Genomic DNA, 24,856 nt, shown 5'->3' with positions numbered 1-24,856 from the left:
AAGTAAATGTCATAACACACCCACCATGGTCAAAATTTGTTAAACTAGTGGGTACATCCGCCTGATAGACGCTGTGTTCGTCGGGGTGGTTAAGAATAAAGGCGAGGAGTAGATGCATGGCCGAGCGTGCCGCCAAGCAGTTAGAACTGAATAAATCTGAATTACCCAATTCCATTACCGAAGTGATAGCCACCCTAACCCGAGCTGGGTTTGATGCTTATATCGTCGGTGGCGGCGTGCGCGATACCTTGCTAGGCCTGCGTCCAAAAGACTTTGACGCGGTCACTGATGCCAAACCTCATGAGATTAAAGACGTCTTTGGCAAGCGTTGCCGTATTATTGGTCGCCGTTTTCAATTGGCGCATGTCTACTCTGGGCGCGAACTTATCGAAGTGGCGACCTTTCGTGGTCCACCGCTCAATAATGCCAATACCAATCAAGATGGGATGATTTTGCGCGACAATGTCTGGGGCGATATTAAGCAAGATTTTGCCCGTCGCGACTTTTCTATCAATGCCCTTTATTATCAACCGCTCAAAGGCGTGGTACATGATTTTTGCGGCGCGCTTGAAGATATAGACAATAAAATCATTCGTTTATTAGGCAATGCACCGACGCGTATCGAAGAAGATCCGGTCAGGTTGTTGCGTGCCCTGCGTTTTAAAGCAAAATTGGGTTTTGACTTTGATAGCGAACTCGCCGCCCAGTTCCATGATGACAATTGGGCGCTGCTGGAGCAAATTTCTCCGCATCGTCTTTATGATGAAACGCAAAAAATGTTTACCGGTGGCTATTTAGTGCCGCTACTGCCGTTATTGTTTGAGTCGGGCGCGATTGACAGTTTAGTAATTTATCCGCCTGCCGAGCCAAGTGCCTTGGTCAAACAAGTCGCTATCAATACCGACAAACGTATCGCCGCTGGTAAAAGTATCAATCCTGCCTTCTTTTATGCCGCGTTATTGTGGGAAAATTACCTGCATCAATTGGAAAAAGCCAAAAAACGCAATATGCCTTTTGCTGACGCGCAACTGCATGCAGCGGGCAAAGTCATCGACCGTCAGCGTATCAAGACCGCCATTCCAAAATTTGCCGAACAATTTATCCGTGATATTTGGATATTGCAGCCAAAATTGGCGGCGCCGCGCAGCAAACAAATTGTTCAATTGTCTGAGCATCCTCGTTTCCGTGCCGGTTTTGATTTCTTGCTATTGCGTGAGCAGTGCGGTGATGCCGAACATCCACTTTCAGAGTCGACCAATGGCATGGGCGAGTGGTGGCAAACCTATCAAACCCTGACCGAACAGCAGCAAGATCAAGCGATTGATGATTTTGATGAGAATATCCGTCGTGGTGCCTATAAACAAGGGCAGCGTGGACGCGGGCGTAATCGTCAAAAGCCGCAAGCTTTAAACACATCAAACCATGATAAGGTAAATCACATAGAAAACAATCAACAAAATAATGTAGGCGGTAACGGCCATAGCAAGCAAGCTGATGATGCTTCAAACGTGCCGTCACGCCGCCGCCGCGCCGCGAGCCAATCTACTCAGCAGGCTAATAACAATAGTAATCATAGTGTCAGCAATAATAGTCATCATAAGGGCTATGATAAGCAGCAAGCAGCACAAGATAATAATGAGCTGGCGCAATTGCAGCAGTTATCACTGGCGAATATTGGCAACCAATCGGCAAATAAGCGCCACGATGCCAAGCCTGCACCGTTATTTGTCATCGAGCATGAAAAAGTGGTTCCGCCATTACGTAAGCAGTTGCCAACGGACGATCAGCCAAAATCTAATGCTAAATCAAAGCAAGCGCCTGTGCAGCAAAGCCCAAAAGCTGAAAATACGTCATCTAAGAAATTAAGGGTTGCACGCCAATCTGACAGCTCTGCTAACGCTGATAAGCAAGCGCAGCAGCAGGATGCAAAAGCAAAAACAGTCGATACCAAGCCTGCTGCTAGCAAAGCCGATTTTGACCAGTCAGCTTTATCTACAACGGCCAATACTAATGCTGCTACTAATGTCCATACTAAGCGTACTGTCGCCCAAACGCCAGCGCTTGTCAGCATAAATAACGAGCCGATACCATATAAACGTCGCCGTCGTCAACCTACTGCGATAGCGGAAAATAGTAATACTGACAGTAAAAATAACGCTGATCACTTGCTTAACGTAACGACAAAACCAGCTAGCGATAAAGAGCAAGTAGTAAATACGGCCAAGTATGAGAAAAAAGTGCCTAAAGCTGCATCATATTTTGCTGAGGATACACCGTCTGTTGCTAAAAAAGCTGCTGCAACCAAACAGAATATTAAGAAACAGACTACTCAAGCTCAGAATCGAACAGCCGCTAGCAAGATGAATGAGCAAAAAGGGCCGGTTCCATCAAAACGCCGCCGCCGTCAGCCAAGCGTTAGCAACGGTTAGGCTTACAAGCCGATTTTAAAGCACTAAAGCACAGTGAAAACTATGAACAGCCACCTTGAAACTAGCAATGCCAATAAAAGTAGTAACGATATAAGTTGGGTTACCTGTTATGTTGGTTTAGGCAGCAATCTAGAAAACGAGCTAGGTTCGCCGGTAGAGCATTTACAGCAAGCTATCTTAACGATGCAAGAAAAAAAGCAAATACGAGCGGTACGAGTGTCTTCTTTCTATACTTCGGCGCCGATGGGACCGCAAGATCAGCCTGACTTTGTCAATGCGGTGGTAGGTTTTGAGACTACCTTAACTGCGTTTGAGCTGCTTGCATTTTGCCAAGCGCTAGAACAACAAGCCAAACGCGCCCGTTTGCGCCGCTGGGGTGAGCGCAGCCTCGATGTCGATATTTTATTGTATGGGGATATCAAAATCTCAGAGCCGCAATTAACCATACCGCACGCAGGCTTACATGAGCGCAATTTCGTCCTACTGCCGCTGCGAGAGTTGGCGCCAGAGTTAATCATTTTAAACAAACCAATAACGGATTATGCGTCCAGTGACGATTGGACGGGGCTAAAGCTATTAAAACTGAATTAATGCCTCTTTAGTGCCTCTGTAGAATTATGAATAAGTTGGATGCTACGATAGTGGCTGTGCATTTTATTAAAATATCAAAAGCTATAAATAGTTAACCGCATTGAGGGTCATATGACAACCTTATCTACTTTAAATAAATTTAAAAAAGACGGTGTTAAATTCACCTGTCTGACCTGCTATGACGCCATGTTTGCGCGTATGATGGACAACGCGCAAATCGATACGATTTTGATTGGTGATAGTTTGGGCATGGTAGTACAGGGTCATGATTCAACCTTGCCTGTCAGCGTTGATGATATGGCTTATCATACAACCAATATCGCCCGTAGTAATAAGCATGCGTTGATTTTAGCGGATTTGCCGTTTATGAGTTATGTGACGCTCCCAGATGCGGTGGCCAATAGCCGCAAGCTGATGCAGGCGGGCGCGCACGTGATTAAGATTGAAGGCGGTAGTGAGCTTTGCGATTTGGTCAAAACCTTGGCGCAAGCAGGTACGCCGACTTGTGTGCATTTAGGACTGACGCCGCAGTCTGTCAATGTCTTTGGTGGTTATAAAATACAAGGTCGCGGTGATGCAGCAGCCGAAAAACTGCTGACTGATGCTAAAGCGGTCGTCGAGGCGGGTGCAGCGCTTTTGGTATTAGAGTGTGTACCCGCTGAGCTTGCGAAGGCAGTTACAGAAGCCGTAGCTGTGCCGGTTATTGGGATTGGCGCTGGTGCTGCTACTGATGGTCAAGTCCTTGTCATGCATGACATGCTGGGCATGGTGCACGGCCGCGTACCGCGCTTTGTCCATGACTTTTTAACTGACGAGCGTAATAGCGCAGGTAGTATTGAAGGGGCTTTTGCGCTGTATCAGCAGTCGGTACGTGACGGCAGTTTTCCCACTGAGCAGCACCAATTTAGCTAGCCGTATTAAAGTAAATCGTATTAAAGTAAGCCGTATTTGATTTAATGATTTGACCATTATCAGTAGAACAAGCTGTCAGGATAAAACGTATTAACCATGTCCATTATTTATCATCACATCGCAGCGTTGCGTAACGCCTTAAACCCTTATCGTGGTCAGCAAAATGGCAAGCAGCATATTGCGTTAGTGCCAACGATGGGCAATCTGCATGACGGTCATCTTGAGTTGGTTAAACTTGCCAAACAACATGCCGATATTGTGGTGGTGAGTATTTTCGTCAATCCTACCCAATTTGGCGTCGGTGAGGATTTTGACAGTTACCCTCGGACGTTAGATGCAGACGTTGCCAAACTTACTACTGTTGCTGCCGATTACGTATTTGCGCCCAGTATTGATGAGATGTATCCGGTATTACCGCCACCAACGTCCGTTCGAGCAGGCGCAATCACCAGCCAGTTATGTGGCCAATCGCGTCCAAGTCATTTTGATGGCGTTGGCATTGTCGTCTCAAAGCTCTTTAATATCGTCCAGCCAGAAGTGGCCGTGTTTGGGCAAAAAGACTATCAGCAGTTGGCCATTATTCAGCAGTTGGTGCGTGATTTAAGTTATCCGATTAAAATCATTGGCGCACCTATCGTACGAGCGGCTGATGGTTTAGCTTTGTCTTCGCGCAATCAGTATTTAACTGAAACTGAGCGCAATATCGCTCCTATACTTCATCAAGAATTACAGCGCTTAGCCGACCAGCTAATGAATGGCGCATATATCGAACGAGAGCTTGAGCATTTATTAGCAGCGGCTAGCGCGCGTATCACTGCCGCAGGTTTTATCATTGATTATTTAGAAGTCAAAACGGCGCAGCTTGATGCTTTAGAGATAGATGAAAAATCGACAACTTTCGCTGGAAATCAGCAAGATTTGGTGATTTTGGTTGCCGCATGGTTGGGCCGTGCACGCTTGTTAGACAATCAGCTAGTGACGGTAACACTGCCATCATGAGCGCGGGAGTGGCTAGACGCAATGTATAAGGATGACGGATCATGAGTACAACTAAGGATAATGAGCACGCCAAATCAGATAACGAGCAGACACCATCACATAAAGATGGTTTAAGTATCTTGGTGGTGTCAGGGCGCTCAGGCTCGGGCAAGACCTCTGTACTCAATATCCTAGAGGACTTTGGTTATTATTGTATTGATAATATGCCTTTGTCATTGGTTCCTGAGGCGGCACAGAAGCTGGTTTGTGATAGCGGGATTAAACGTATCGCCCTTGGGGTCGATATTCGCACCCCTCGCGCCGATTTGTCCAATTTTTCTGAAATACATGATACGTTAAAGCAGACGTATGGCGAAGAGGCGCTCACCGTCATTTATGTGACAGCGCAAGAGGATATCTTGGTGGCGCGCTTTAATGCCACTCGACGCATTCATCCTTTGATGGTGCAAGATAGCAAAGGTATAGAAAATACCACTGATAATTTACCAGCGGCGATTGAAAAAGAAAACCAGCTTTTGCAGCCGATATTTAGGCGTGCGGATCTTAAAATTGATACCAGTATGCTTAATATTCATCAGCTAAAAGAGCGCCTGCGCGATTATGTTGGGGCTGACAATCAAATCGCCATTAACCTGTTATCCTTTGGCTTTAAGTATGGCAGCCCAATCGATGCCGACTTTGTCTTTGATGTGCGCATTTTGCCCAATCCGCATTGGAACCCAAAGCTGCGCGCCGCGACAGGTCTGGATGCGGAAGTTGCTGAATTTTTTGCTGATTATCCAGAGGTGGCAGAGATGACTAACGATATCGCTACATTTCTGACGCGCTGGTTGCCAGACTTTTTACACAACAACCGCCATACGGTAACGGTTGCGATTGGCTGCACCGGTGGCAAGCATCGTTCGGTATTTATTACCAAGCATTTGCAAGATAAATTGACTACCAGCCTGCCCGAAGGTTTGAGTATTACCGCTAAGCACCGCGAAAAACATCGTTGGTAAAGCTAGGCTAGTAATGCTAACTATTAATGGTTATTAGCTACGATGAATGCTCAAGCAATATAATTAGCAAGACGCAATAAAATCTATTATTTACTATCTCGAAAAATGGAAAGCTTTTATGATTGACTGGACAGAACAAGATATGCGCGTCTCGCGCACAGAGCTCAAAAAAGCTCATGAGCGCTTACAAGCATTGTCGATACCGCTTGCCAGCTTATCGAAGAAGCAGCTCAAAAACCTGCCAGCAAGTGATTACTTTATGGCAGAGCTGATGGCGCTTGCTGATATTACCAGTGCCAATGCGCGCAATCGTCAAACCAAACGGGTCGGTAAACTCATCAGTGAAGAAAACCGTCATGAATTGGTTAAAGCCTTGTTCGACGCTTTTTTTCCCAAAGAGCAGATTTCTAAAATCGAAAGCTGGATTGAGCGCTTAAACATCAATGATGAAGGCACGCTAAAGCAGTTTGTAAAACAATACAAAGCCTCTGAGCGTAATAGTTTGTATCAGTTGCTGCTATGGATTGAATATGCCAAACATACACAAGACGATGAATTGATGGCGGAGTCTAAAGAAGATTTGGCCAGTTATATTCGTGAAGTGGCGATATTGTCGCAGCTGAAAAGCTAATTAATAATAATGCTTATATTAATTTATAAACCATGACCTATAAAAAAGCCAATCGTTAAAGATTGGCTTTTTGCATTTTTATAAACGTTCATTTTCTTAATAATTTACACATCTTAAATTATTTTTTCTCGGCGCGTACTTTATCAACGAGATAATCAACCACTTTAGGAACAGTGGCGCTTTCACCAGTCACCACATACTTACCATGGACGACTACTGCTGGTACGCCTGAAAGCTGATAACGCTTAGCACCTGCCTGTGAGCGACCAATTTTTGTGCCAACGGCAAATGAGTTATAAAGACTATTGAATTTCTTTTCATTCACCCCTTTAGATGCGTACCATTTGCTCAGTGATGCTTGGTCAAATAACTGTTTGCCGTCTTTATGCACAGCATCAAATAGGGCGTCATGGGTTTTGTCTTCATAGCCTAGTAATTGCGCGGCGTAGAAACCACGGGCGCTGGCTTCCCAAACAGGGTTTAGCGCGGCTGGGGTTTTGAAAAATGCCACGTCTTTGTCTTTGGTTTTGGCCCATTTTTCCATATGTGGATTGAGGACGTTACAATGCGGGCAGCCATACCAAAAGAATTCACGCACAATGATAGCATCACCGCTGATTTTTTCTGGGTTGTCTAGCACGCGGTAGTCTTTTCCTGCGACATAATTGGCGGCTTGTGCACCCATATTGGCAAACCCAATAGCACAAGCCAAACCAGTCAATGCGATGATACGTTTCATACTTTTTCCTTGAGGTGTCGAGATTCAGAATAATTGTTTCAGAAGGTTCGATTCAGCAGTCATTTAGCGCATTTGTATAGAGGTCTCACAAGTTTAAGCGGCAATGCGTCGCCTAAATCACCCTTTTATAGACTACTGCCTATAATAGCGTAAAATGCCCATAGTTGTGAACCCGATTCTTAACTAACGGTTGTAAAGCTGTGAGCTATTATTTAAGGTATCTTACTTATGGTTTTGCGCTTATTTTATACCTTGAATTTCAGCCCGATCGTCAATCCAAAGTCGTTAAGCCAAATTTTTTCAATATAAGAATAACTGACTCATAAGACTATAATTTGCGCGTTTCACAAACGGTGACGATGTACTCACGACAAAGTTGCTGCTCTCATGCTAATATTGAGCGTAGCATCATACTTCCCGATAATAACTATAATGCCAATAAAGGAAAAATCCTATGAGCCAAGTTTTACCTTCTGCGCAGCCTGTGAATCATCAACAAATCAATCCTACTGACAATATGAGCAATAGTAATAATGCTGCTAACGAATTCAATCAAAATACGGCGATTAATGTCGATGCCAGCGAAGTAGAAAAATTCAACAATTTGGCGAGCGAGTGGTGGAATAAAACCGGCGCCTTTGCCACCTTACACGAAATCAATCCGCTACGCCTTAATTGGATAGAAGACAACGTCAAGCACGGCTTTATGAGTGCTGATAGCAGTAAAATCGCAGAATTGGGCTTGGCGGGTAAAAAAGTTCTTGATGTCGGTTGCGGCGGCGGTATCTTGTCAGAATCAATGGCGCGACGCGGCGCTGATGTTACTGGTATTGACCTTGGCACAGAAAATCTCAAAGCGGCGGCCTTGCATGCTGAGCAAAGCAATTTAGATAATACCTTGCGTTATCAGCACATTCCGATTGAACAATTGGCTGAAACCCATGCCGGCCAGTTCGATGTGGTCACTTGTATGGAGATGCTCGAGCATGTACCAGACCCAACTGCCATCGTTGAGGCGTGTTTTAAGCTACTAGCGCCAGGCGGCGTTTGCGTGCTCTCGACCATTAACCGCAACCCTAAGTCCTACTTATTTGCCATCGTTGGCGCTGAGTATGTATTGCGTCTGCTTGATCGCGGTACCCATGATTACGCCAAATTTATTACCCCAGCGGAATTGGATAAAATGGCGCTAAATGCGGGTTTCAGCCGTCAAGATATCATTGGGCTGCATTATAATCCGTTGACCAAACGCTACTGGTTGGCGCAAAACGTCGATGTCAATTATATGATGGCGGTACAAAAACCACTGTTGTAAATTTTTTTTATGAGTATTCCTTTTTAACCACTTTTTAAATCCATGTTTTAAATTAATATTAAGAGCGCCTGTTATGAGTCAATTTGTAAAAGCTGTCTTGTTCGACCTTGATGGGACGTTAATCGACACTGCCGCCGATTTCGTCCGAATTATTGGTAAAATGAGCGGCGAGAATGATTGGCAAGCGCCACATGAAGCTGAGATTCGTGAGCAAGTTTCCGCAGGCGCTTCGTCGATGGTGCGTTTGATGTTGCGTCATAACGGCCAAATTGAGGTTAGTGAAGAAGAGTTACTTGAGTTTCGTCAGCAGTTTTTAGACGATTATGAAGCCGATATATGCGTCGATAGTTGTGTCTTTAGCGAGCTTGAAGAAGTACTGCGCACCTTAGAGGATAAAGGCGTGCCGTGGGGAATTGTCACCAATAAGCCGCGCTATTTAGCAGAGCTTTTGCTAGAAGCAATGCAGTTAGATGAGCGCTGCTCGGTACTGGTCTGTCCTGATGATGTATCACGCTCTAAGCCAGATCCAGAGCCGATGTATGTGGCCTTAGAAAAACTCGCCATTCCGCGCGGCGCTGCTGAAAGCGTACTTTATATTGGCGACCATATACGCGATATTGAAGCGGGCAACGCCGCTGGTATGACAACCATTTTAGCCGCTTATGGTTATATTCCGCCTGAAGACCAAAAAAACTTAAAGAAATGGGGCGCTGACTACATTACCGACACCCCTAAAGAGTTGAGTAAGCTTTTACTTGCTTCAGGTAAGTTTGACTATTTATAAAATAACTACTTATAAAGCAAATAAGCCATTCATCAAGATAGCTAATAAGCAACCTACTATCAAATCATCAAATAATAAGCAGTGAGTAATGCCATGAGTGACAATACTAATCCGCCTACGCCGCAGCAAGCCAATCAAGCAGCTGCGCAAAATTCTGTACCATCTGTATCGCACGACGCTATTCGTAATTTTATACCGCCTGATAACTGCTTAGATGGTAAAACAATTTTGGTCACGGGTGCTGGTGATGGTATCGGCCGTGTTGCCGCCTTGACCTATGCCCGTTATGGTGCGACGGTGTTATTGTTAGGGCGTACCAGTAGCAAACTTGAATACGTTTATGATGAAATCGAAAGCTTTGGCGGCAAGCAGCCTGCCATGCTACCGATGAATCTCGAAGGCGCGACTTATGCTGAGATGCAAACGCTAGAGAATTTGATAGCAAAAGAAGTCGGACAGCTCGATGGGGTATTGCACAACGCTGGCATGCTAGGTGCTTTGACACCGCTTGAGATGTACGATGTCGATATGTTTGCTCAAGTGATGAAGGTCAACTTTACCTCTACCTTTATGCTCACCCAAGCGCTACTGCCGCTGCTTAAAGATGCCGCCCATGGTTCTATCGTCTTTACTTCTAGTAGCGTTGGCACCCATCCGCGCGCGTTTTGGGGTGCCTATGCACTGTCCAAGCAAGCGGTAGAAGGCATGAGTGATATATTTACCCAAGAGACGCAAAATACCACCAATTTACGCTTCAATTGCATCAATCCTGGCGGCACCCGTACCAATATGCGTGCTCATGCTTTTCCGGGTGAAAATCCGATGAGCCTAAAGACACCAGAAGATATTATGGGCGGCTATGTGTTTTTGATGAGTGATGAAAGCATCGGCGTGCGCGGTCAAGTGGTTGAGCTGCAACCAAAAGGCTAATTATCATTTGCTATCTTATTGCCCACTATTTTTATCGCTATTAATGGTATTTATAAAAGCGTTTATTGATTGAAATAAGTGCTCTATAACCCCATCTATTTGTTATTAAAGGCTTTTATCAATTAAAGCCTAAATATTATTAATAAAAAATAGGATACGATTATGGCAGGTGGCTGGTCAAGAGATGGAGCAGAACATGAGCAAATGGATGCGACCGTTAACGATGCGTTAGAACGCGCACGGCGTGCGCTGCCAACGGGTGAAAGCGCTGAGTTTTGTGATGAGTGTGGCAACCCCATTCCAGAAGCGCGGCGCGTAGCGGTACCGGGTGTGCAGCACTGCGTTAGTTGTCAGTCTGAGCTTGAAAAAGAAGCAAAGGCAACTGAGCTCTTTAATCGCCGCGGTAGTAAAGACAGTCAATTACGTTAGATTTATGCGCTAAATATTTAGCGTTAAACCAATAGTTAGAACAATAAAAAGCCCTGCAATCAATGTGCAGGGCTTTTTATGGCATTTAATATTTTCAATACTAAAAGTTAGACCTATTCGCTCTTAGCGGCTTCAACTTCTGCTTCATCGGGTACGAATACATAGCCGACGCCCCAAACGGTTTGGATATAACGCGCTTGTGAAGGATTGTCCTCAATCAAACGGCGCAAACGTGATACTTGCACATCGATAGAACGCTCCATCGCGCCCCATTCACGACCACGGGCAAGATTCATCAGCTTATCACGCGTCAATGGCTCACGCGGATGCTGCACCAAGGCTTTTAATACCGAGAATTCACCGGTTGTTAAAGTCACCACATTGCCATCACGTTTTAGGGTACGAGTCGATAAATCAAGCGTCCATGGTCCAAATTCAACCACTTCAAGCTGATGACTTGGCGCACCCGGCAACTCACGATTTTGACGACGCAGTACCGCTTTGATACGAGCGAGTAGCTCTTTTGGGTTAAATGGCTTTGGCAGATAGTCATCAGCGCCGGCTTCAAGGCCAGCGATACGATCGGCATCCCCACCTTTAGCAGTCAGCATGATGATCGGTATATCGCCATTGTCTTCACGCAAACGCTTACAGATACTAATACCGTCTTCGCCTGGTAGCATCAAATCCAATACCACCAATGAGAACAGCTCACGTTGCATCAATTTGTCCATCTGATTGCCATCATGCGCCGTCCGAACGACAAAACCATCGTCTTCTAGAAAACGCTGCAATAAAGAGCGCAAGCGGGCATCGTCATCAACGACCAAAATACGCTGGTTTAAGGTGTCAGGGCTGTTGTTATCTGTCATACAGTCATCCTCTTATAAAAATTATTATTGGTAGAAATTGTGATTAAAAATACAAGGGTAAATATTTTGTTAATAAAAATAGAATTCAAAAAAGCGTCCATAAAGGTAACAATATTAGTGTTACTAGCTAGGAATCATTCCATCGATTGCTAAAAATCAATAAGTATAACAAACTAGTGTTCAGTACAGTAGTAAACTGCAATATTTGTGCGATTGAGACTTTAGTGTATAAGATTGCTGTAATAATTGCATCAATGATAATGCTAAATGCTGTATGCGTTTGTTTAACAAGGCACAAGAACGGACGATATCAGACGATTTTTGCTAGAAAACAGGCGATAAATAACGAAAAGATAAAAAGGATTTTTATTCATGCAGCTTTTGCTATAATGCAAAACTACATTTCTCAACGATTGATACGTCTATGAGTAGCACTGATACCTTAACGCCATCTCAAACCTCGACAAATGCACAGGTTTTGGATGCAACCACACACGCGAATATTCACGACAAGCTTGCTCGCGCGCTTGGCATTAAGACTGCTCAAGTCAATGCGTTTGTCAAACTTTACGATGAAGGCGCGACCGTTCCCTTTATTGCCCGTTACCGTAAAGAAAAGACGCAGAATCTTGACGATGCGCAGCTGCGAGCTTTAGAGAAGTCGCTCAATTATGAGCGTGATATGGCAACCCGTCGCCTTAAAATTACCGAGCTGCTAAGCACGCAGGGTAATTTGACTGACGAGCTGCAGACGCGTATTGATAATGCGACGTCGAAACTTGAGCTTGAAGACATCTACTTGCCATACCGTCCGCGTCGCCGCTCACCAGCGGCCAAAGCACGCGCCGCTGGTCTTGATGTGGCTGCACAAGCGCTGTTAACACAAGAGATTACACCGACAGAGGCGCTTGCCGACTATCAAGCACAATCTAGCATTACCGATGATAGTGGTAATGAGATTGAAGTCGACTTCAGCGATATCGACAAGCAATTGGCAGGCGTACAAGCCATCATCGTTGATGAATGGACGCAAGCGTTAGACTTACTCGATAATTTACGTAGTGGCTTTGCGAAAACGGCGAGTATAGTATCGAGCGTCGCCAGTGAAGAAAAACGCGAAGTTGGTGAGAAGTTCAAAGATTACTTTGAACATAGTGAAAGCTTGGCGCGTCTGCCAAATCATCGTCTATTAGCGATGCTTCGCGGTCGCCAAGAAAACGTTTTAGGTCTTAAAATCGAAGGCGAAGACGCGCCATTTATCGAAAAAATCATCAAGCACTTTGAGGTTGATGCCAAAGCGCCAGCAGAACGTCAAGAGTTTTTAACAGAAGCCGCGACCAGTTTATGGAAAGAAAAATGGCGTCCGCATATTGAGCATCGTTTATTGACAGAAAAACGTCTGACCGCTGAAGCCGATGCCATTGATGTATTTGCCAATAATTTACAGCATTTACTTATGGCAGCGCCTGCTGGCCGTAAGGTGATTCTAGGCGTTGATCCGGGTATCCGTCATGGCGTTAAAATGGCGATTGTTGATACCCAAGGCCATGTCATGCTAGATGGCGAAGAAAAGCCTGTCGTCGCCACCGTTTATCCGTTTGCCCCCGATAATAAGATGGATGAAGCCAAAAAAGTCATCGATGAATTATTAAGCACTTATGGCGTTGATTTGGTCGCTATCGGCAACGGTACGGCGAGCCGCGAAACAGACGCGATGATTCAAGAGATTTTGGCGGCCAACGCTGAGTTAAAAGCCAAAGCCGTAATCGTTAATGAATCAGGCGCTTCTGTTTATTCGGCAAGTGAGCTTGCTAGTGACGAGCTTGCCAATTTAGATGTATCGGTACGCGGTGCGGTTTCTATTGCCCGTCGCTTGCAAGACCCGCTATCAGAATTGGTTAAAGTTGACCCAAAAGCGATTGGCGTTGGTCAATATCAGCATGATGTCAACCAAACCCAGTTGTCAGATAGCCTAGATAAAGTTACCCAAGACAGCGTAAACGCCGTTGGTGTTGATGTAAATACCGCAAGTCCTGCTATCTTAGCGCATATTGCGGGTTTGAATAAAAATGTCGCCCAGCAAATCGTCACCTATCGTAAAGAGCACGGCGCCTTTGATAACCGTGAAGCATTGAAAAACGTACCACGCTTAGGGGTAAAAACCTTTGAGCAAGCGGCAGGTTTCTTACGCGTCCACGGCGGTAGCAATCCACTTGATGCGACAGGCGTGCATCCGGAAAGCTATGCGCTGGTTGACAGTTTACTTGAGCAAACCGGTAAAACGTTGCCAGAAGTCATCGGTAACGATGGTGTGTTAAACAGTATCGATACCACTGCGCTTGCTGCTAACGATGATAATATCAGTGTCAAAGCCATCATCGAAGAGCTTGCCAAGCCTGCACGTGATCCGCGCCCTGAGTTTAAAACGGCTAACTTCCGTGAAGACGTTAATAGTATTAAAGACTTAAGCGAGGGCATGCAGCTTGAAGGTGTTGTTACCAACGTCACAGCCTTTGGTTGCTTCGTTGATGCCGGTGTCCATCAAGATGGTCTGGTTCATATCTCACAGATGGCCAATGACTTCGTTGCTGACCCAATGAACCGCGTCAAACCAGGCGATATCGTCTCGGTACGTGTGATTTCTATCGATGAAAAACGTGGCCGTATCGGCTTTAGTATGAAGCCTGAGTCTGAAAAACCAGTACGCCCAGCTGCGAAGTCGACTGCAGAAGGTACAGGCAATGAGGATAAAGCCAGTCGTCCACGCAGCAATCGTCCAAGTGATAGTCGTCCAGCGGCTGATAAGCGTTCGTCAAAACCACGCGGCAATCGTCAAGATAAAGATCATGCCAACAACCGTCGTAAAGCACCTAGAGCGGAGAAAGCAGCAGCACCTAATAAAGAAGCACCTAATAAAATAGGCACGCTTGGCGCGCTGTTGCAGGAAGCTGGCGTTACTAAAACTAAAAAATAATATTTATCATAATGATTAACCAAAAAAGGCAGCCAGATGGCTGCCTTTTTTATTGAGAATATATTGGAGGATTCTCTTTAAAATTGGTTTTGCTATTTATGTTTTATAGCGCTTGCGTCGGCTCGTCATCTTCTTCAGTCTCTAATGATGCTTCTTCTTGTAGAGCTGCTTCCTCATCTAGCATAGCTTGCTGCAAATCTTGTTGTTGCATCGCTGCTTCATCATCTTGTATGGCTTGTTGCTGCATTGCAGCTTCTGGATTTTGCATTGCGGCTTGTTGCGCCTGCATGTCTTCTTGCATGGTATTTTGAATTGTCGCTTGCTCAGATTGTAGCTCAGTAGTCATTGGCTGTTTGTTAGCAAGAATATTAACCTGTGCTCTTTTGATCGTTTGAGTTTCGCTTAATTGAAATGGATTAGATTGATCGGTTGCGGCTTCATTTGTAGGAGTGCCTTCAGCTTCGAGGGTGGTTGCAGTGGCTGCATCTTCTACTGCTTCGCTATCAGTAGGGGCTGCCATAGCCAAACTTGGGATAGTGAGCGCTGCGCCCATAAGTAACGATAAAGATAGAGTACTTTTTTTCATTAATCCATTCCTTAATTTACAATCTTATAATGTCAGTTTAAGGGGTTTTAAACTTGACGCTTATATTGAGTATTGTTGTATAAAACAAAATTGCTATACCAATTTATTTAGTATTTCGCATTTATATATTTAATATATCTAACATTAAACCTATAGACAAAATAAAATCATGATAACCATTGAACGATTATCATGATTGATTTGGTTAGAGAGTTTTATAAGCTGAACTGGGTCAGTGATAAAAATCTAATAGGAGAATAGCAACTAAATAAGCATGGGTTCATTAGCACATCGATTAAAACTCTCACAGAGCGGTGTTTGTAAGTGAGTTTGTGCAACTATTGTAGCGTTATTGTCAGGCTCGACAAAAGGAAAGCAAAATGTCTTTTTTGCTTTCCTTTCTAATTTTAAAGACCGTATGGTTAATACTCAATTATCAACATTCTATTCAACAATCACATATTTACCGGTTGTTGGATTGACCACGCGTTGCTGGGTATTATTGTCCGGCACGCGAATCACAGGGAAGGTTTGGCTGATTTCGGTATCTTCAAGGACGCTACTATCTGCTTCTTCACCAACGATGACGGCGCGATTAGCTCCATCTTCTACCGCAATTGCTGTACCGCTTGCGGTATTAACGCGTTTAATTTGGTCTTCCGGCGCAATGATGACTTCTTTTACACGGTACTTGGCAGGGCGGATAACGCGGGTAGTTTCGACAACGACTGGCTCCATACTGCGCTCTTCAGTGATCGCAACTTGAGGTTCTGGAGCTGGCGCTTCAGTTTCTTTAGCGTCACTGACAACAGGGGTAGGGAATTTAGCACCAAAGTGATTGTCGCACTGCTGCATGCTGAGTCGTACCGGATTACCGGCTTTGTCCATATAAACGTTGACGGGCATATCAGCAGCGATAGGCACGTATTTGCCCACTAAAGGACCTGAAACACCATAACGACCGTTTGATTGTCCAACGCCCAAATCACAAGCACCGGCTGAATAATCACTGGCTTGTAGATTATTACTATTGACCACGGCTTGAGGAATCATGACTTCAGACAAAAGCATCTTTTTAATCGATGCTTCGCCTGCCTGCATCTTTGGTTTTTGGTAAGTATAAGGCGTATAAAATTTCGCCGAACCATCTTTGACCGCCATGACACATTCATCGTAGCTGTCATAACCAACGTTGCCATGGTTATCAGTCGTCATACCGGCGTTGGCGGTACTGGCAAACATGGCGACACCGGATGTCAAAACTGCGGCTGTTAATAGATTTAATTTCATAGTCATTCCCTCTTAGTTGTTATTAATGTAGTTATTGTTAATATGTCTCTTTGGGTTCATTGAACTTAGGCTTGGTCTATAAAATCCGTGCCATAATCTGTTCAATCCTACGTGAGTTATAGCAATATGGCTGTGACATTAGTCTGGAAATGTGTAGCTTAATGTATTGAAAAAGGGCAAAGGGGCAACATCGTTTACCAAAGAAATACGCTTTTATCGTTTATTAACATTTGTCTAAAAATTGAAGATCAACGAGGTAAATAATATAGGTAATAAAAAACCGCCTCTTGTTGCCAAGAAACGGTCATTACTATCTTAGTTAGAATTAACTCGTTTTAATCTTAACTATGGTTGCTATTAATCTTCTACTACTTCAAAGCTGAGACCAGAATGTTCTTGTAAACGTTCAATTAAGCGATCGCCTATCGCTGAAGCAGGTGTCCAAAAACCACCACCGACATCGTCTTTACTAATATCTTGCGCGAGACATAAAGCTGCTTGCGCCAACATACGCGAGGTGCTGCCATAACCAGGGTCTTTATCGCCAGTCACTTTGGTTTTGATGGTGTCGTTATTAGCAGTTTCACCAAACAAGCGAATATCGAAGTAGCCGTTTTCTTGCTCTTCTTTAGAAGGACCTGAGCCAGATTTAGGCAGCACATGTTTAGATAACAGCTCGCGACTTGGTTTAATCATCATGGCGGTGGCAAAACCCATTAAGCCTGCGCTCATCGCGTAGCTTGATAATTTACCTTTTACGCCGTCTTTCATCCACATCGCTTCGTCATACTTAAAGTCGCGACCATATTCATAACCAAGCAGCTGGTTACTGCGATGCACAATACGAGTATTGATGCTGGCCATGACAAAAGGTGCCAGCCAGCGTTTGTGCTCTTCATCGTATTCTGGCTTGCTGACATTATCTTGACGCACGTTTGGTGCATCTTTGTCATCGTTGAGCAAATAAGGGTTTGCTACTTGCTTACGGCGTGATTTATCTTGACCAACTTCTTCAAAAATCGTCGCCATCGACGCAATCGTGCCGCCAGATAAACCGCCTTTTGCCGCTTTGACGCGCATATGAATCGCATCGCAAGTGCTACCCAATTTTTCTTGTGCTTGCTGCTGGGTAAAATATACGCCCAAATCCGACGGAATAGAGTCAAAGCCGCATGAATTGACGATACGCGCGCCGCTTTGCTTGGCGGCGTCCTGATATTTATCCATCATATCTTTGATAAATATCGCTTCGCCAGTCAGATCGACATAATCGGTACCATGATTGGCGCAAGATTTAATCAAAGGTTCCCCATATTTTAGGTAAGGGCCAACGGTTGAAATAATAACTTGGGCTTGCTTGGTCATCTTATCGAGGCTAGCAGCATCGTTACTATCGGCAATGATTATATCGACTTTGCTGGCAAGATTAGACTGTAGCTCATTGAGCTTTTCTTCATCACGACCAGCTATCGCCCAAGTAACGTTTGCGCCATTTTTATCTTTAGCATTCGATAAAAATTCTGTTAGATAGTGCGCTGTAATCTGACCTACAAAGCTGGTCGCACCGTACAAAACTACCGCGTAAGGACGCTTCTCACTAGGGTTTGCAGGCTCTTGATTTGTTGATGTTTGTTTTGATGTCGCTGTATCGTTTGAGGTTTCCGTATTCATAGTTATTTTCCTTATTAAATAGCGATTATTGTGAAATTGCTAAATAGCTGTTTTTGTTCATTATGCAACTGACATTAGATATGGAATCTGCAGAAAGTAGCAGATTTAGGTTTATAGCAGATTTTGTCATAAAAATAAGCGAATTTAAGTAATTATTCACTATCTCTACACATAAGTCTTGAAAAGCCAAGTAAAAAACTTAAGAATGGTAAGATTTGCTACAAAGTTTACATAACCTATCGACATTATTACCAAAATGAACGTTCTTTAGAGAAAATCATTGCTAATCTATATTCGTACGCAGTAATAAGTTGTATCAAAACAAAAAGAAGATTTTCAGGAAGAAAAGAGTGCAGTGCTAAAACGGTTGATTGATAAACAGTTTATTAACAACCAAAACTGCTAGCTGTATAGCTAATTTATAACCATAATTTGAGGAGAATATTATGTTTCGTTGGGCCATTATTTTTGCGGTAATTGCGTTGATTGCAAGTTTCCTAGGCTTTGGCGGTGTCGCTGGTTTATCGGCAAACTTTGCTTATATCCTACTAGCCATTGCTGTGATTCTATTCATTGTTGCATTTGTTAGTCGCCGTATGTAATAGAGAACAGTGACTGCTTAGGTCTTAAGTATTCATACTGATTAATAAGAAAAAGTCCTCGATTGAGGACTTTTTTTATGGCTAAAATTTGACTATTTTGATTACTTTTAGTACCAAACGTCTTATGCGGTTCTAGAAAGTCTTAGGCTGAATAATATGTTCCATACGTTTGGCAAGGCGAATATCTAGGCTTGTGATACCACCCGTATCGTGCGTGGTCAGGCGTACATCAACAACGTTATAAGTATTGCTCCATTCAGGGTGATGTTCGAGCGCTTCGGCATAAAAAGCGGCTTGATTCATAAAGCTCATCGCTTCAATAAAATCGCTGAAGTGATAGCTTTTAACGATACTATTGCCGTCGCGCCGCCAGCCAGCCAAGTCTTCCAATTGTAAGTCGATTTGTTGGTTAGATAAACTACTCATGGTGATATCCTTTATTATTATTAGGGAGGGTTATCGGTTTGCGGGTTTTTATTTCATTTTATATATCTTCTCTTACCCAATGTCATGACAAAAAGCACATAGGACAAAAAACCCACCTAATTCTGATGGTCTTTATTACATCATTGCAAGCAAAAATATAATAATTATCGTCAGATAAATAGGGGGGAGTCGTACGTTTTAGCGCTTAAATCAAGATAAGACTTTTATAGCATAATTACTACGATATAGTTACTACTATAAAGCTTTATCTATCATTGGCTTGTTTTATTAAGCTTAAAGCAACCCTTTATATTCAGGGTGTTTATCGATATATGAGGCGACAAACGAGCACTGTGGAACCACTTTTTTGTTATTATCCTGCGCATATTTTAAAGCATGCTTAACCAGTGCCGAACCAACACCGCGACCGCCCAATTCTTGTGGCACGATGGTATGGTCGTATACCAGTTGATCGCCGCGCTCTTGATAGCTGATATAACCAGTATGACCATTGATTGACGTTTCAAAACGTTTGGCTTGCTCATTGTGGACGATATCTAGATTCTGTTTGTTGTCATTACTCATAAAAATTCTCCATTATCGATATTTATAATTATTCCTAGCGGTTGTTAAACTGGCTATTCTTAAGTGTTGATTATTTAAGCATTAGTTATTAAATAGCTATCATATGCATGATCTGCACAGTTTTAACATTTCATTGCACTTATTGTGAGCTTTTTTAAATGAATTTTCTAGTCATTTACCGTAAGGCTAGATAGGGCGAATGTTAATAGCCTTACTTTAATTCAAACGTCACGACATGACTTCGTAAGGCGTGATTTCGCATAAAGGTATTGGCAGAGAAAGCTAATAAAACAGACAGCTAAGCGTAAAAAGCCTGCAAAAAAAGTTAAAAGGCATATAAAGACAGGTAAAACAGTCCGTTAGCTTGCAGGGGTTGCGCCACAATGCGATAATGGTAAACAATTTATAACCCTGATTTTTGAGGCGCAGCCCGTTTGGCATGATTGCTAAGTCTGGTTTGCACGTCTCGTCTATGCAGTCTATCGGAGTGTTAATGGCTCAATATATCTACACGATGAACAACGTGTCAAAACTTGTTCCGCCTAAGCGTGAAATTTTAAAGAATATCAACCTGTCATTTTTCCCTGGCGCCAAGATTGGTGTGCTAGGTATCAACGGTGCGGGTAAATCAACTTTGCTACGCATTATGGCGGGCGTGGATAAAGATTTTAGCGGTGAAGCGCGCGCGCAAACGGGTACCAAAATTGGCTACCTACCGCAAGAACCACAGCTTGATGACAGTAAAGATGTCCGCGGCAACGTCGAAGATGGTATGCGTGAAGCTTTAGATGCACTGTCACGCCTCGATGCCATTTATGCCGAATATGCTGAACCTGATGCCGACTTTGATAAGCTTGCCGAAGAACAAGGCAAAATGGAAGACATCATTCAAGCATGGGATGCGCATAATTTAAATACCCAGCTAGAAAAAGCCGCTGATGCTTTGCGTCTACCGCCATGGGATGCGGACGTTAGCAAACTATCAGGTGGTGAAAAACGCCGTGTGGCACTATGTCGTCTGCTGTTGTCACGTCCTGATATGCTGTTACTTGACGAACCGACCAACCATTTGGACGCTGAATCGGTTGCTTGGCTTGAGCAATTCTTGCAGAACTATAGCGGTACCATCGTCGCCATTACCCATGACCGTTATTTCTTGGATAACGTTGCTCAGTGGATTTTGGAGCTTGACCGTGGCCATGGCTATCCGTACGAAGGCAACTATACGGAGTGGCTCGAGCAAAAGAACGTCCGTCTAGAGCAGCAAAATAAACAAGAAGAATCGTTTGCTAAAGCGCTGAAAAAAGAGCTTGAGTGGATTCGTAAAAACCAAAAAGGTCAGCAAGCCAAGTCTAAATCACGCGTGCAGCGTTTTGAGGAATTGAACTCAAAAGAGTTCCAGCAGCGTAATGAGACCTCTGAGATTTATATTCCACCGGGTCCTCGTTTGGGTAATAAAGTCATCGAAGTCAACGATATCTCTAAATCGTTTGGTGATCGTCTGCTTTATGAAAACTTAAGCTTTAACGTCCCAGCAGGCGCTATTGTTGGTATCATCGGTCCAAACGGTGCGGGTAAAACCACGCTATTTAACATGATTACCGAGCGTGATACGCCAGATACCGGCTCAGTCGATTTGGGTGAAAGTGTCAAAGTCGCTTATGTCGGACAGGTACGTGATAACTTAGATGACAAAAAGACTGTTTGGGAAGAAGTCTCTGACGGCCTCGATATCATCAAAGTAGGCGACTATGAAACCCCAAGCCGCGCTTATATCGGCCGCTTTAACTTTAAAGGTTCAGACCAACAAAAGCATGTCGGTCAATTATCAGGTGGTGAGCGTAACCGCTTGCAACTTGCTAAGACACTAAAACAGGGCGCTAACGTCTTGCTCCTTGATGAACCATCAAACGATTTGGATATCGAAACCTTACGTGCGCTAGAGGATGCTATTCAAGTATTCCCAGGTACGGTGATGGTGGTGTCGCATGATCGCTGGTTCCTTGACCGTATCGCGACTCATATTTTGGCATTCGAAGAAGAAGGCCCAATTTGGTTCGATGGTAACTATTCTGAGTTTGAAACTTATCGCAAAAAGACCATGGGTGATGACGCCAGTCCTAAACGTATGAAGTATAAAAAGATTTCTACCTAGGATAGTTATTTATAATAAGTATTTTTGGACAATAATTTTAGATATAAAAAAAGACCTCTAATCTATTAGAGGTCTTTTTTATGTTCAGCTTTTACGTTGCTTTATGAACGCTTACGGCCAAACTTACGCTGCTTTTTATTGCTAATTTCAGTAATGGCGTGGGCAATTTCTTCTTCATTGAGGCTCGCCACTTGCTGCAAGATTTGCATCATATCAGGACTCAGGACATATTTTGCATGATGGGCAATATTATCGATACGCTGATCGAAAATTAAGATGCCAGTTTCTTCATCTTTTTGCAGATAATCAAGACGAATCAAGGCACCGATAAAGCTGGTGAATAGCGCACGGTCAAAGAAGTCAGGAATGTCGTCAGCATACAGTACTGATAAACGCTGACCAAGCAAATGACAGAGGTCAACAACTTCGTTTTCGGTCAGATTGCCTGAGCCTTGCTGAGCGAGTAGCGCAAGGGTCATAAAGTAACGCTCAAGGCTTTGTTCAACTGGCGTCGCCAGTACTTGTAGCTGCTGATAGCATTTGCTATTGGTCTCAGGGACGCTCAACATACCATCGCTTAATTCTACAATCAGGCCACTTGCAAGTAGGCTATCGACTTTTTTATTCAGCGTCTCTTGAAGACCATGCGCTGAATAATAGAGGAACAGCTCGCTTTGTAAGAATGGATATAACTGCTCGGCGATACTATTGAGACGGCTGCGCTCAATGCGACCGTTGCGCGCGACCAGAGCGGATAAGAAAGACAATAAAATAAAGACATGCAGGATATTATTGCGGAAATAGCTTAGTAGCGCCGCCTGTTTGCCAGCAACCTGGATAATATCACCCAAGATATGCGGTATGCGTTCGATAAGTTTTAGCTTAATACCATAATCGATGATTTGCTGCGGCGTCATATCGGTGATAATCGTATCATCAGAGTAGGGCAAATGCTGAGCCAGACCTTGATAAAGGGCGATTTGCTCACGGCAAATATCTTCATCAAGCGCCGCCTTTGGTGCCGATAATAATACCAATGACAACAGCGACACTGGAGTGATGACCGCCGCCTTATTGATATGCTGCATGACTTTGACGCCGATATTATCCACCATGGCGCTGGTTTTATCATCGAGTGGCGTGTCGGTACGATCGGCAGGTAAGCTGTTGGCCGGCACATCGAATTTTTGCATAAAGTCGCTAAGGTGCAGCGGCGTGCCAAAGCTTAAATGCACATTACCAAAGATACGCTCAATCTTACGGCCAACTTTGAGGAGACCTATTAGCGATTCTGACTCTTTTGGCTTGCCTTTTAGCTCGCCCACATAAGTGCCACCCTCCATGATACGCTCGTAACCGATATAGGTCGGTATAAACACCACAGGTTTATTGGTTCGGCGTAACTGGCTATGTACCGTCATCGCTAGCATACCCATTTTCGGTGGCAGCAGTCGCCCTGAACGCGAGCGTCCGCCTTCGATAAAGTACTCAATCGGGGTATTACGGGTAATCAGCGTATGCATATATTCACGCAGTACCGCAGTATATAGCGCGTTGCCACGGAAGCTACGACGAATGTAAAAGGCAACCGCGCCGCGCAATAACGGCCCCAATACTGGTACATCTAAGTTATCACCCGCTGCGACATAAGGAATGCTTAATCCGCGCATATAAATGACGTAGGACAGCAGCAAGTAGTCGACATGACTGCGGTGACAAGGCACATAAATAAGCTCATAATCAGCGGCCAGCTCACGTACACGCTCAAAGTGATGCACTTCTACGCCATCATAAAGCTGCGTCCACAACCACGTCAGGAACTTATAAAAACCGCGCACGATAGAGTGTGAGTAATCATTGACCATTTCATTGGCGTAGCCCTTGGCTAACATCCGCGCTTCCCGCACACTGGTGCCTGACGCCGCAGCCTCTGCTTCTATTGCATGCTTGATAGCGGGCGAATAAACCAATTTGTCGACCAAGTTACGTCTGTCCGATAAGTCGGGGCCGAGCATGCTGGCGCGCTGTTTGTCCAAATAAATATTAAGCTGCTGTTGTAATGAGCGCACCAGCTCGCGATTGCCATCGGCTGACGCAACCATGGCAAAGCTAGGCGCTATATCATTTACCAGATCAGCATCATTTACTATATCAGTACCATTTGCTATTTCAGCGTTAGAAACTGGCGTAGCGTTTTGGGCGGCTTTGTTGGTGGACTCGGTCGCTATTGAATCAAAGACAGAAAATCCTTCGCCATCGCCTTTTAAGTTGTCATGAATAAGGGTGCGTAAATCTTGTGGCGGATGGAACTGGACAAAGGTATCACGCCCCATCACCCCGATATTAAATAACTGCTTGGTGATGCTAGGATCTTCCCAGTTATCGGCGGTCAACAGTTTAAATAACGAGTCTTCTTTTTCTGGCGCGCGTCCCCATAGAATTGACACTGGTACCAAGCGCACTTGTAATTCTGGATGTTGTAAGACCGCGGCAACCAGACGCGATAGGCGAGGTGATAACTGGCTGTCTTTGGCATGTGGATGATGTAAAAAGATAATGGCGGCATTTTCTTTAATATCATGAGTAATATCTTGCACACCGACCAAGGCGGGTGGCAGATTGTGCTCTTGTGTTTGTAGGTCAATCAAAATACTGTTGGAGCGCGAATAATCTTGCAGCACATAAAACCTGAGGATATTGTCGTCATCGTCAAATTCTGGCAACTCACCCAAAAGCTTTGGCTTCACAGCCACATCAAGCAGCTGACCCGATAGTTTGCGATAAAGCTGGTTAATCGGCGCATTGGCATAAAGGGTTGACGCAACCGGCAACATCTCAGCCTCGAATTCTGGGGTCGAGGTTGTATGATCAGTTGCGACGGGCGCTTTAAAAATCCGTTTTTTTAAGAACTTCGGTATCATAATCAGTATCAAAA

Annotated in this window: 21 protein-coding genes; 13 read left to right on the top strand and 8 right to left on the bottom strand. The window is 44.2% G+C overall.

All coding sequences use genetic code 11. From position 1 onward, the window contains the following. Positions 1–116 precede the first annotated feature (116 nt). The 6 genes from pcnB (at position 117) to yjgA (ending at position 6,563) form a co-directional block, all read left to right on the top strand. A complete protein-coding gene (gene pcnB, locus B3R91_RS02975) occupies positions 117–2,429 on the top strand; it encodes a polynucleotide adenylyltransferase PcnB (RefSeq protein WP_286796437.1) in 2,313 nt (770 codons plus the stop codon). Positions 2,430–2,471: 42 nt separating this feature from the next. Further along, on the top strand, positions 2,472–3,020 hold the full coding sequence (gene folK, locus B3R91_RS02970; RefSeq protein ID WP_286796436.1) for a 2-amino-4-hydroxy-6-hydroxymethyldihydropteridine diphosphokinase: 549 nt from the start codon (positions 2,472–2,474) through the stop codon (positions 3,018–3,020). Positions 3,021–3,131: 111 nt separating this feature from the next. Then, a complete protein-coding gene (gene panB, locus B3R91_RS02965; RefSeq protein ID WP_198327947.1) occupies positions 3,132–3,932 on the top strand; it encodes a 3-methyl-2-oxobutanoate hydroxymethyltransferase in 801 nt (266 codons plus the stop codon). Positions 3,933–4,028: 96 nt separating this feature from the next. Then, positions 4,029–4,931 carry a pantoate--beta-alanine ligase gene (panC, locus tag B3R91_RS02960; RefSeq protein ID WP_286796435.1) on the top strand — a complete coding sequence of 301 codons (903 nt, stop codon included), beginning with the start codon at positions 4,029–4,031 and terminating at the stop codon, positions 4,929–4,931. 41 nt (positions 4,932–4,972) lie between these two features. Then, on the top strand, positions 4,973–5,932 hold the full coding sequence (gene rapZ, locus B3R91_RS02955) for an RNase adapter RapZ (protein ID WP_286796434.1): 960 nt from the start codon (positions 4,973–4,975) through the stop codon (positions 5,930–5,932). A gap of 118 nt (positions 5,933–6,050) precedes the next feature. Beyond that, positions 6,051–6,563 (top strand): ribosome biogenesis factor YjgA, encoded by a 513-nt coding sequence (yjgA, locus tag B3R91_RS02950; RefSeq protein ID WP_200663078.1) that lies wholly within the window; start codon positions 6,051–6,053, stop codon positions 6,561–6,563. A gap of 118 nt (positions 6,564–6,681) precedes the next feature. On the opposite strand, the gene B3R91_RS02945 is transcribed toward yjgA, so the two are convergent. After that, the gene (locus B3R91_RS02945) at positions 6,682–7,302 is read right to left on the bottom strand and encodes a thiol:disulfide interchange protein DsbA/DsbL (RefSeq protein WP_068407799.1); all 621 of its coding nucleotides are present in this window, start codon (positions 7,300–7,302) and stop codon (positions 6,682–6,684) included. A 454-nt stretch (positions 7,303–7,756) separates the two neighbouring features. On the opposite strand from B3R91_RS02945, the gene ubiG reads away from it, so the two are divergent. The 4 genes from ubiG to B3R91_RS02925 all read left to right on the top strand — a co-directional run bounded on the left by ubiG (position 7,757) and on the right by B3R91_RS02925 (position 10,760). Then, positions 7,757–8,617, top strand: a complete 861-nt coding sequence (ubiG, locus tag B3R91_RS02940) for a bifunctional 2-polyprenyl-6-hydroxyphenol methylase/3-demethylubiquinol 3-O-methyltransferase UbiG (protein ID WP_286796433.1) — start codon at positions 7,757–7,759, stop codon at positions 8,615–8,617. Between the two features lie 73 nt (positions 8,618–8,690). Continuing rightward, positions 8,691–9,401 carry an HAD family hydrolase gene (locus B3R91_RS02935; protein WP_286796432.1) on the top strand — a complete coding sequence of 237 codons (711 nt, stop codon included), beginning with the start codon at positions 8,691–8,693 and terminating at the stop codon, positions 9,399–9,401. Between the two features lie 93 nt (positions 9,402–9,494). Further along, positions 9,495–10,331 carry a YciK family oxidoreductase gene (locus tag B3R91_RS02930; RefSeq protein WP_286796431.1) on the top strand — a complete coding sequence of 279 codons (837 nt, stop codon included), beginning with the start codon at positions 9,495–9,497 and terminating at the stop codon, positions 10,329–10,331. Between the two features lie 162 nt (positions 10,332–10,493). Next, positions 10,494–10,760 carry a DksA/TraR family C4-type zinc finger protein gene (locus tag B3R91_RS02925; protein ID WP_286796430.1) on the top strand — a complete coding sequence of 89 codons (267 nt, stop codon included), beginning with the start codon at positions 10,494–10,496 and terminating at the stop codon, positions 10,758–10,760. A gap of 113 nt (positions 10,761–10,873) precedes the next feature. Here the strand turns inward: B3R91_RS02925 and ompR are convergent, their stop codons facing one another. Next, positions 10,874–11,632 carry a two-component system response regulator OmpR gene (gene ompR / locus B3R91_RS02920; protein WP_068407795.1) on the bottom strand — a complete coding sequence of 253 codons (759 nt, stop codon included), beginning with the start codon at positions 11,630–11,632 and terminating at the stop codon, positions 10,874–10,876. A 424-nt stretch (positions 11,633–12,056) separates the two neighbouring features. Here ompR and B3R91_RS02915 point away from each other — a divergent pair, with 424 nt between their 5' ends. After that, a complete protein-coding gene (locus B3R91_RS02915) occupies positions 12,057–14,606 on the top strand; it encodes a Tex family protein (RefSeq protein ID WP_286796429.1) in 2,550 nt (849 codons plus the stop codon). 103 nt (positions 14,607–14,709) lie between these two features. Here the strand turns inward: B3R91_RS02915 and B3R91_RS02910 are convergent, their stop codons facing one another. The 3 genes from B3R91_RS02910 to B3R91_RS02900 form a co-directional block, all read right to left on the bottom strand. After that, positions 14,710–15,192, bottom strand: a complete 483-nt coding sequence (locus B3R91_RS02910; RefSeq protein ID WP_286796428.1) for a hypothetical protein — start codon at positions 15,190–15,192, stop codon at positions 14,710–14,712. Between the two features lie 444 nt (positions 15,193–15,636). After that, positions 15,637–16,482, bottom strand: coding sequence for a hypothetical protein (locus B3R91_RS02905; protein ID WP_286796427.1), 846 nt, complete (start codon positions 16,480–16,482; stop codon positions 15,637–15,639). Between the two features lie 357 nt (positions 16,483–16,839). Beyond that, positions 16,840–18,153, bottom strand: coding sequence for a saccharopine dehydrogenase family protein (locus B3R91_RS02900; protein WP_286796426.1), 1,314 nt, complete (start codon positions 18,151–18,153; stop codon positions 16,840–16,842). Between the two features lie 446 nt (positions 18,154–18,599). Here B3R91_RS02900 and B3R91_RS02895 point away from each other — a divergent pair, with 446 nt between their 5' ends. Beyond that, complete coding sequence (locus B3R91_RS02895; RefSeq protein ID WP_068407724.1) at positions 18,600–18,755, top strand: DUF1328 domain-containing protein; 156 nt, start codon at positions 18,600–18,602, stop codon at positions 18,753–18,755. Positions 18,756–18,887: 132 nt separating this feature from the next. Here B3R91_RS02895 and B3R91_RS02890 read toward each other — a convergent pair whose 3' ends face one another. Together B3R91_RS02890 and B3R91_RS02885 are read right to left on the bottom strand one after the other, a co-directional pair. Then, the gene (locus tag B3R91_RS02890) at positions 18,888–19,181 is read right to left on the bottom strand and encodes a 4a-hydroxytetrahydrobiopterin dehydratase (RefSeq protein ID WP_068407727.1); all 294 of its coding nucleotides are present in this window, start codon (positions 19,179–19,181) and stop codon (positions 18,888–18,890) included. A 294-nt stretch (positions 19,182–19,475) separates the two neighbouring features. Then, positions 19,476–19,766, bottom strand: coding sequence for a GNAT family N-acetyltransferase (locus tag B3R91_RS02885; protein WP_286796425.1), 291 nt, complete (start codon positions 19,764–19,766; stop codon positions 19,476–19,478). A 493-nt stretch (positions 19,767–20,259) separates the two neighbouring features. Between B3R91_RS02885 and ettA the strand changes: the two genes are divergently transcribed. Beyond that, on the top strand, positions 20,260–21,921 hold the full coding sequence (ettA, locus tag B3R91_RS02880; RefSeq protein WP_198327959.1) for an energy-dependent translational throttle protein EttA: 1,662 nt from the start codon (positions 20,260–20,262) through the stop codon (positions 21,919–21,921). 101 nt (positions 21,922–22,022) lie between these two features. Here ettA and plsB read toward each other — a convergent pair whose 3' ends face one another. After that, positions 22,023–24,842 (bottom strand): glycerol-3-phosphate 1-O-acyltransferase PlsB, encoded by a 2,820-nt coding sequence (gene plsB / locus B3R91_RS02875; RefSeq protein ID WP_286796424.1) that lies wholly within the window; start codon positions 24,840–24,842, stop codon positions 22,023–22,025. Positions 24,843–24,856: the final 14 nt, after the last annotated feature.

This window comes from Psychrobacter sp. UBA6291 (genome assembly GCF_002439405.1).
Classification (GTDB): Bacteria; Pseudomonadota; Gammaproteobacteria; order Pseudomonadales; family Moraxellaceae; genus Psychrobacter; species Psychrobacter faecalis.
Note: the sequence above shows the minus strand (reverse complement) of the source record. Positions and strands in the feature narration are given on the sequence as shown.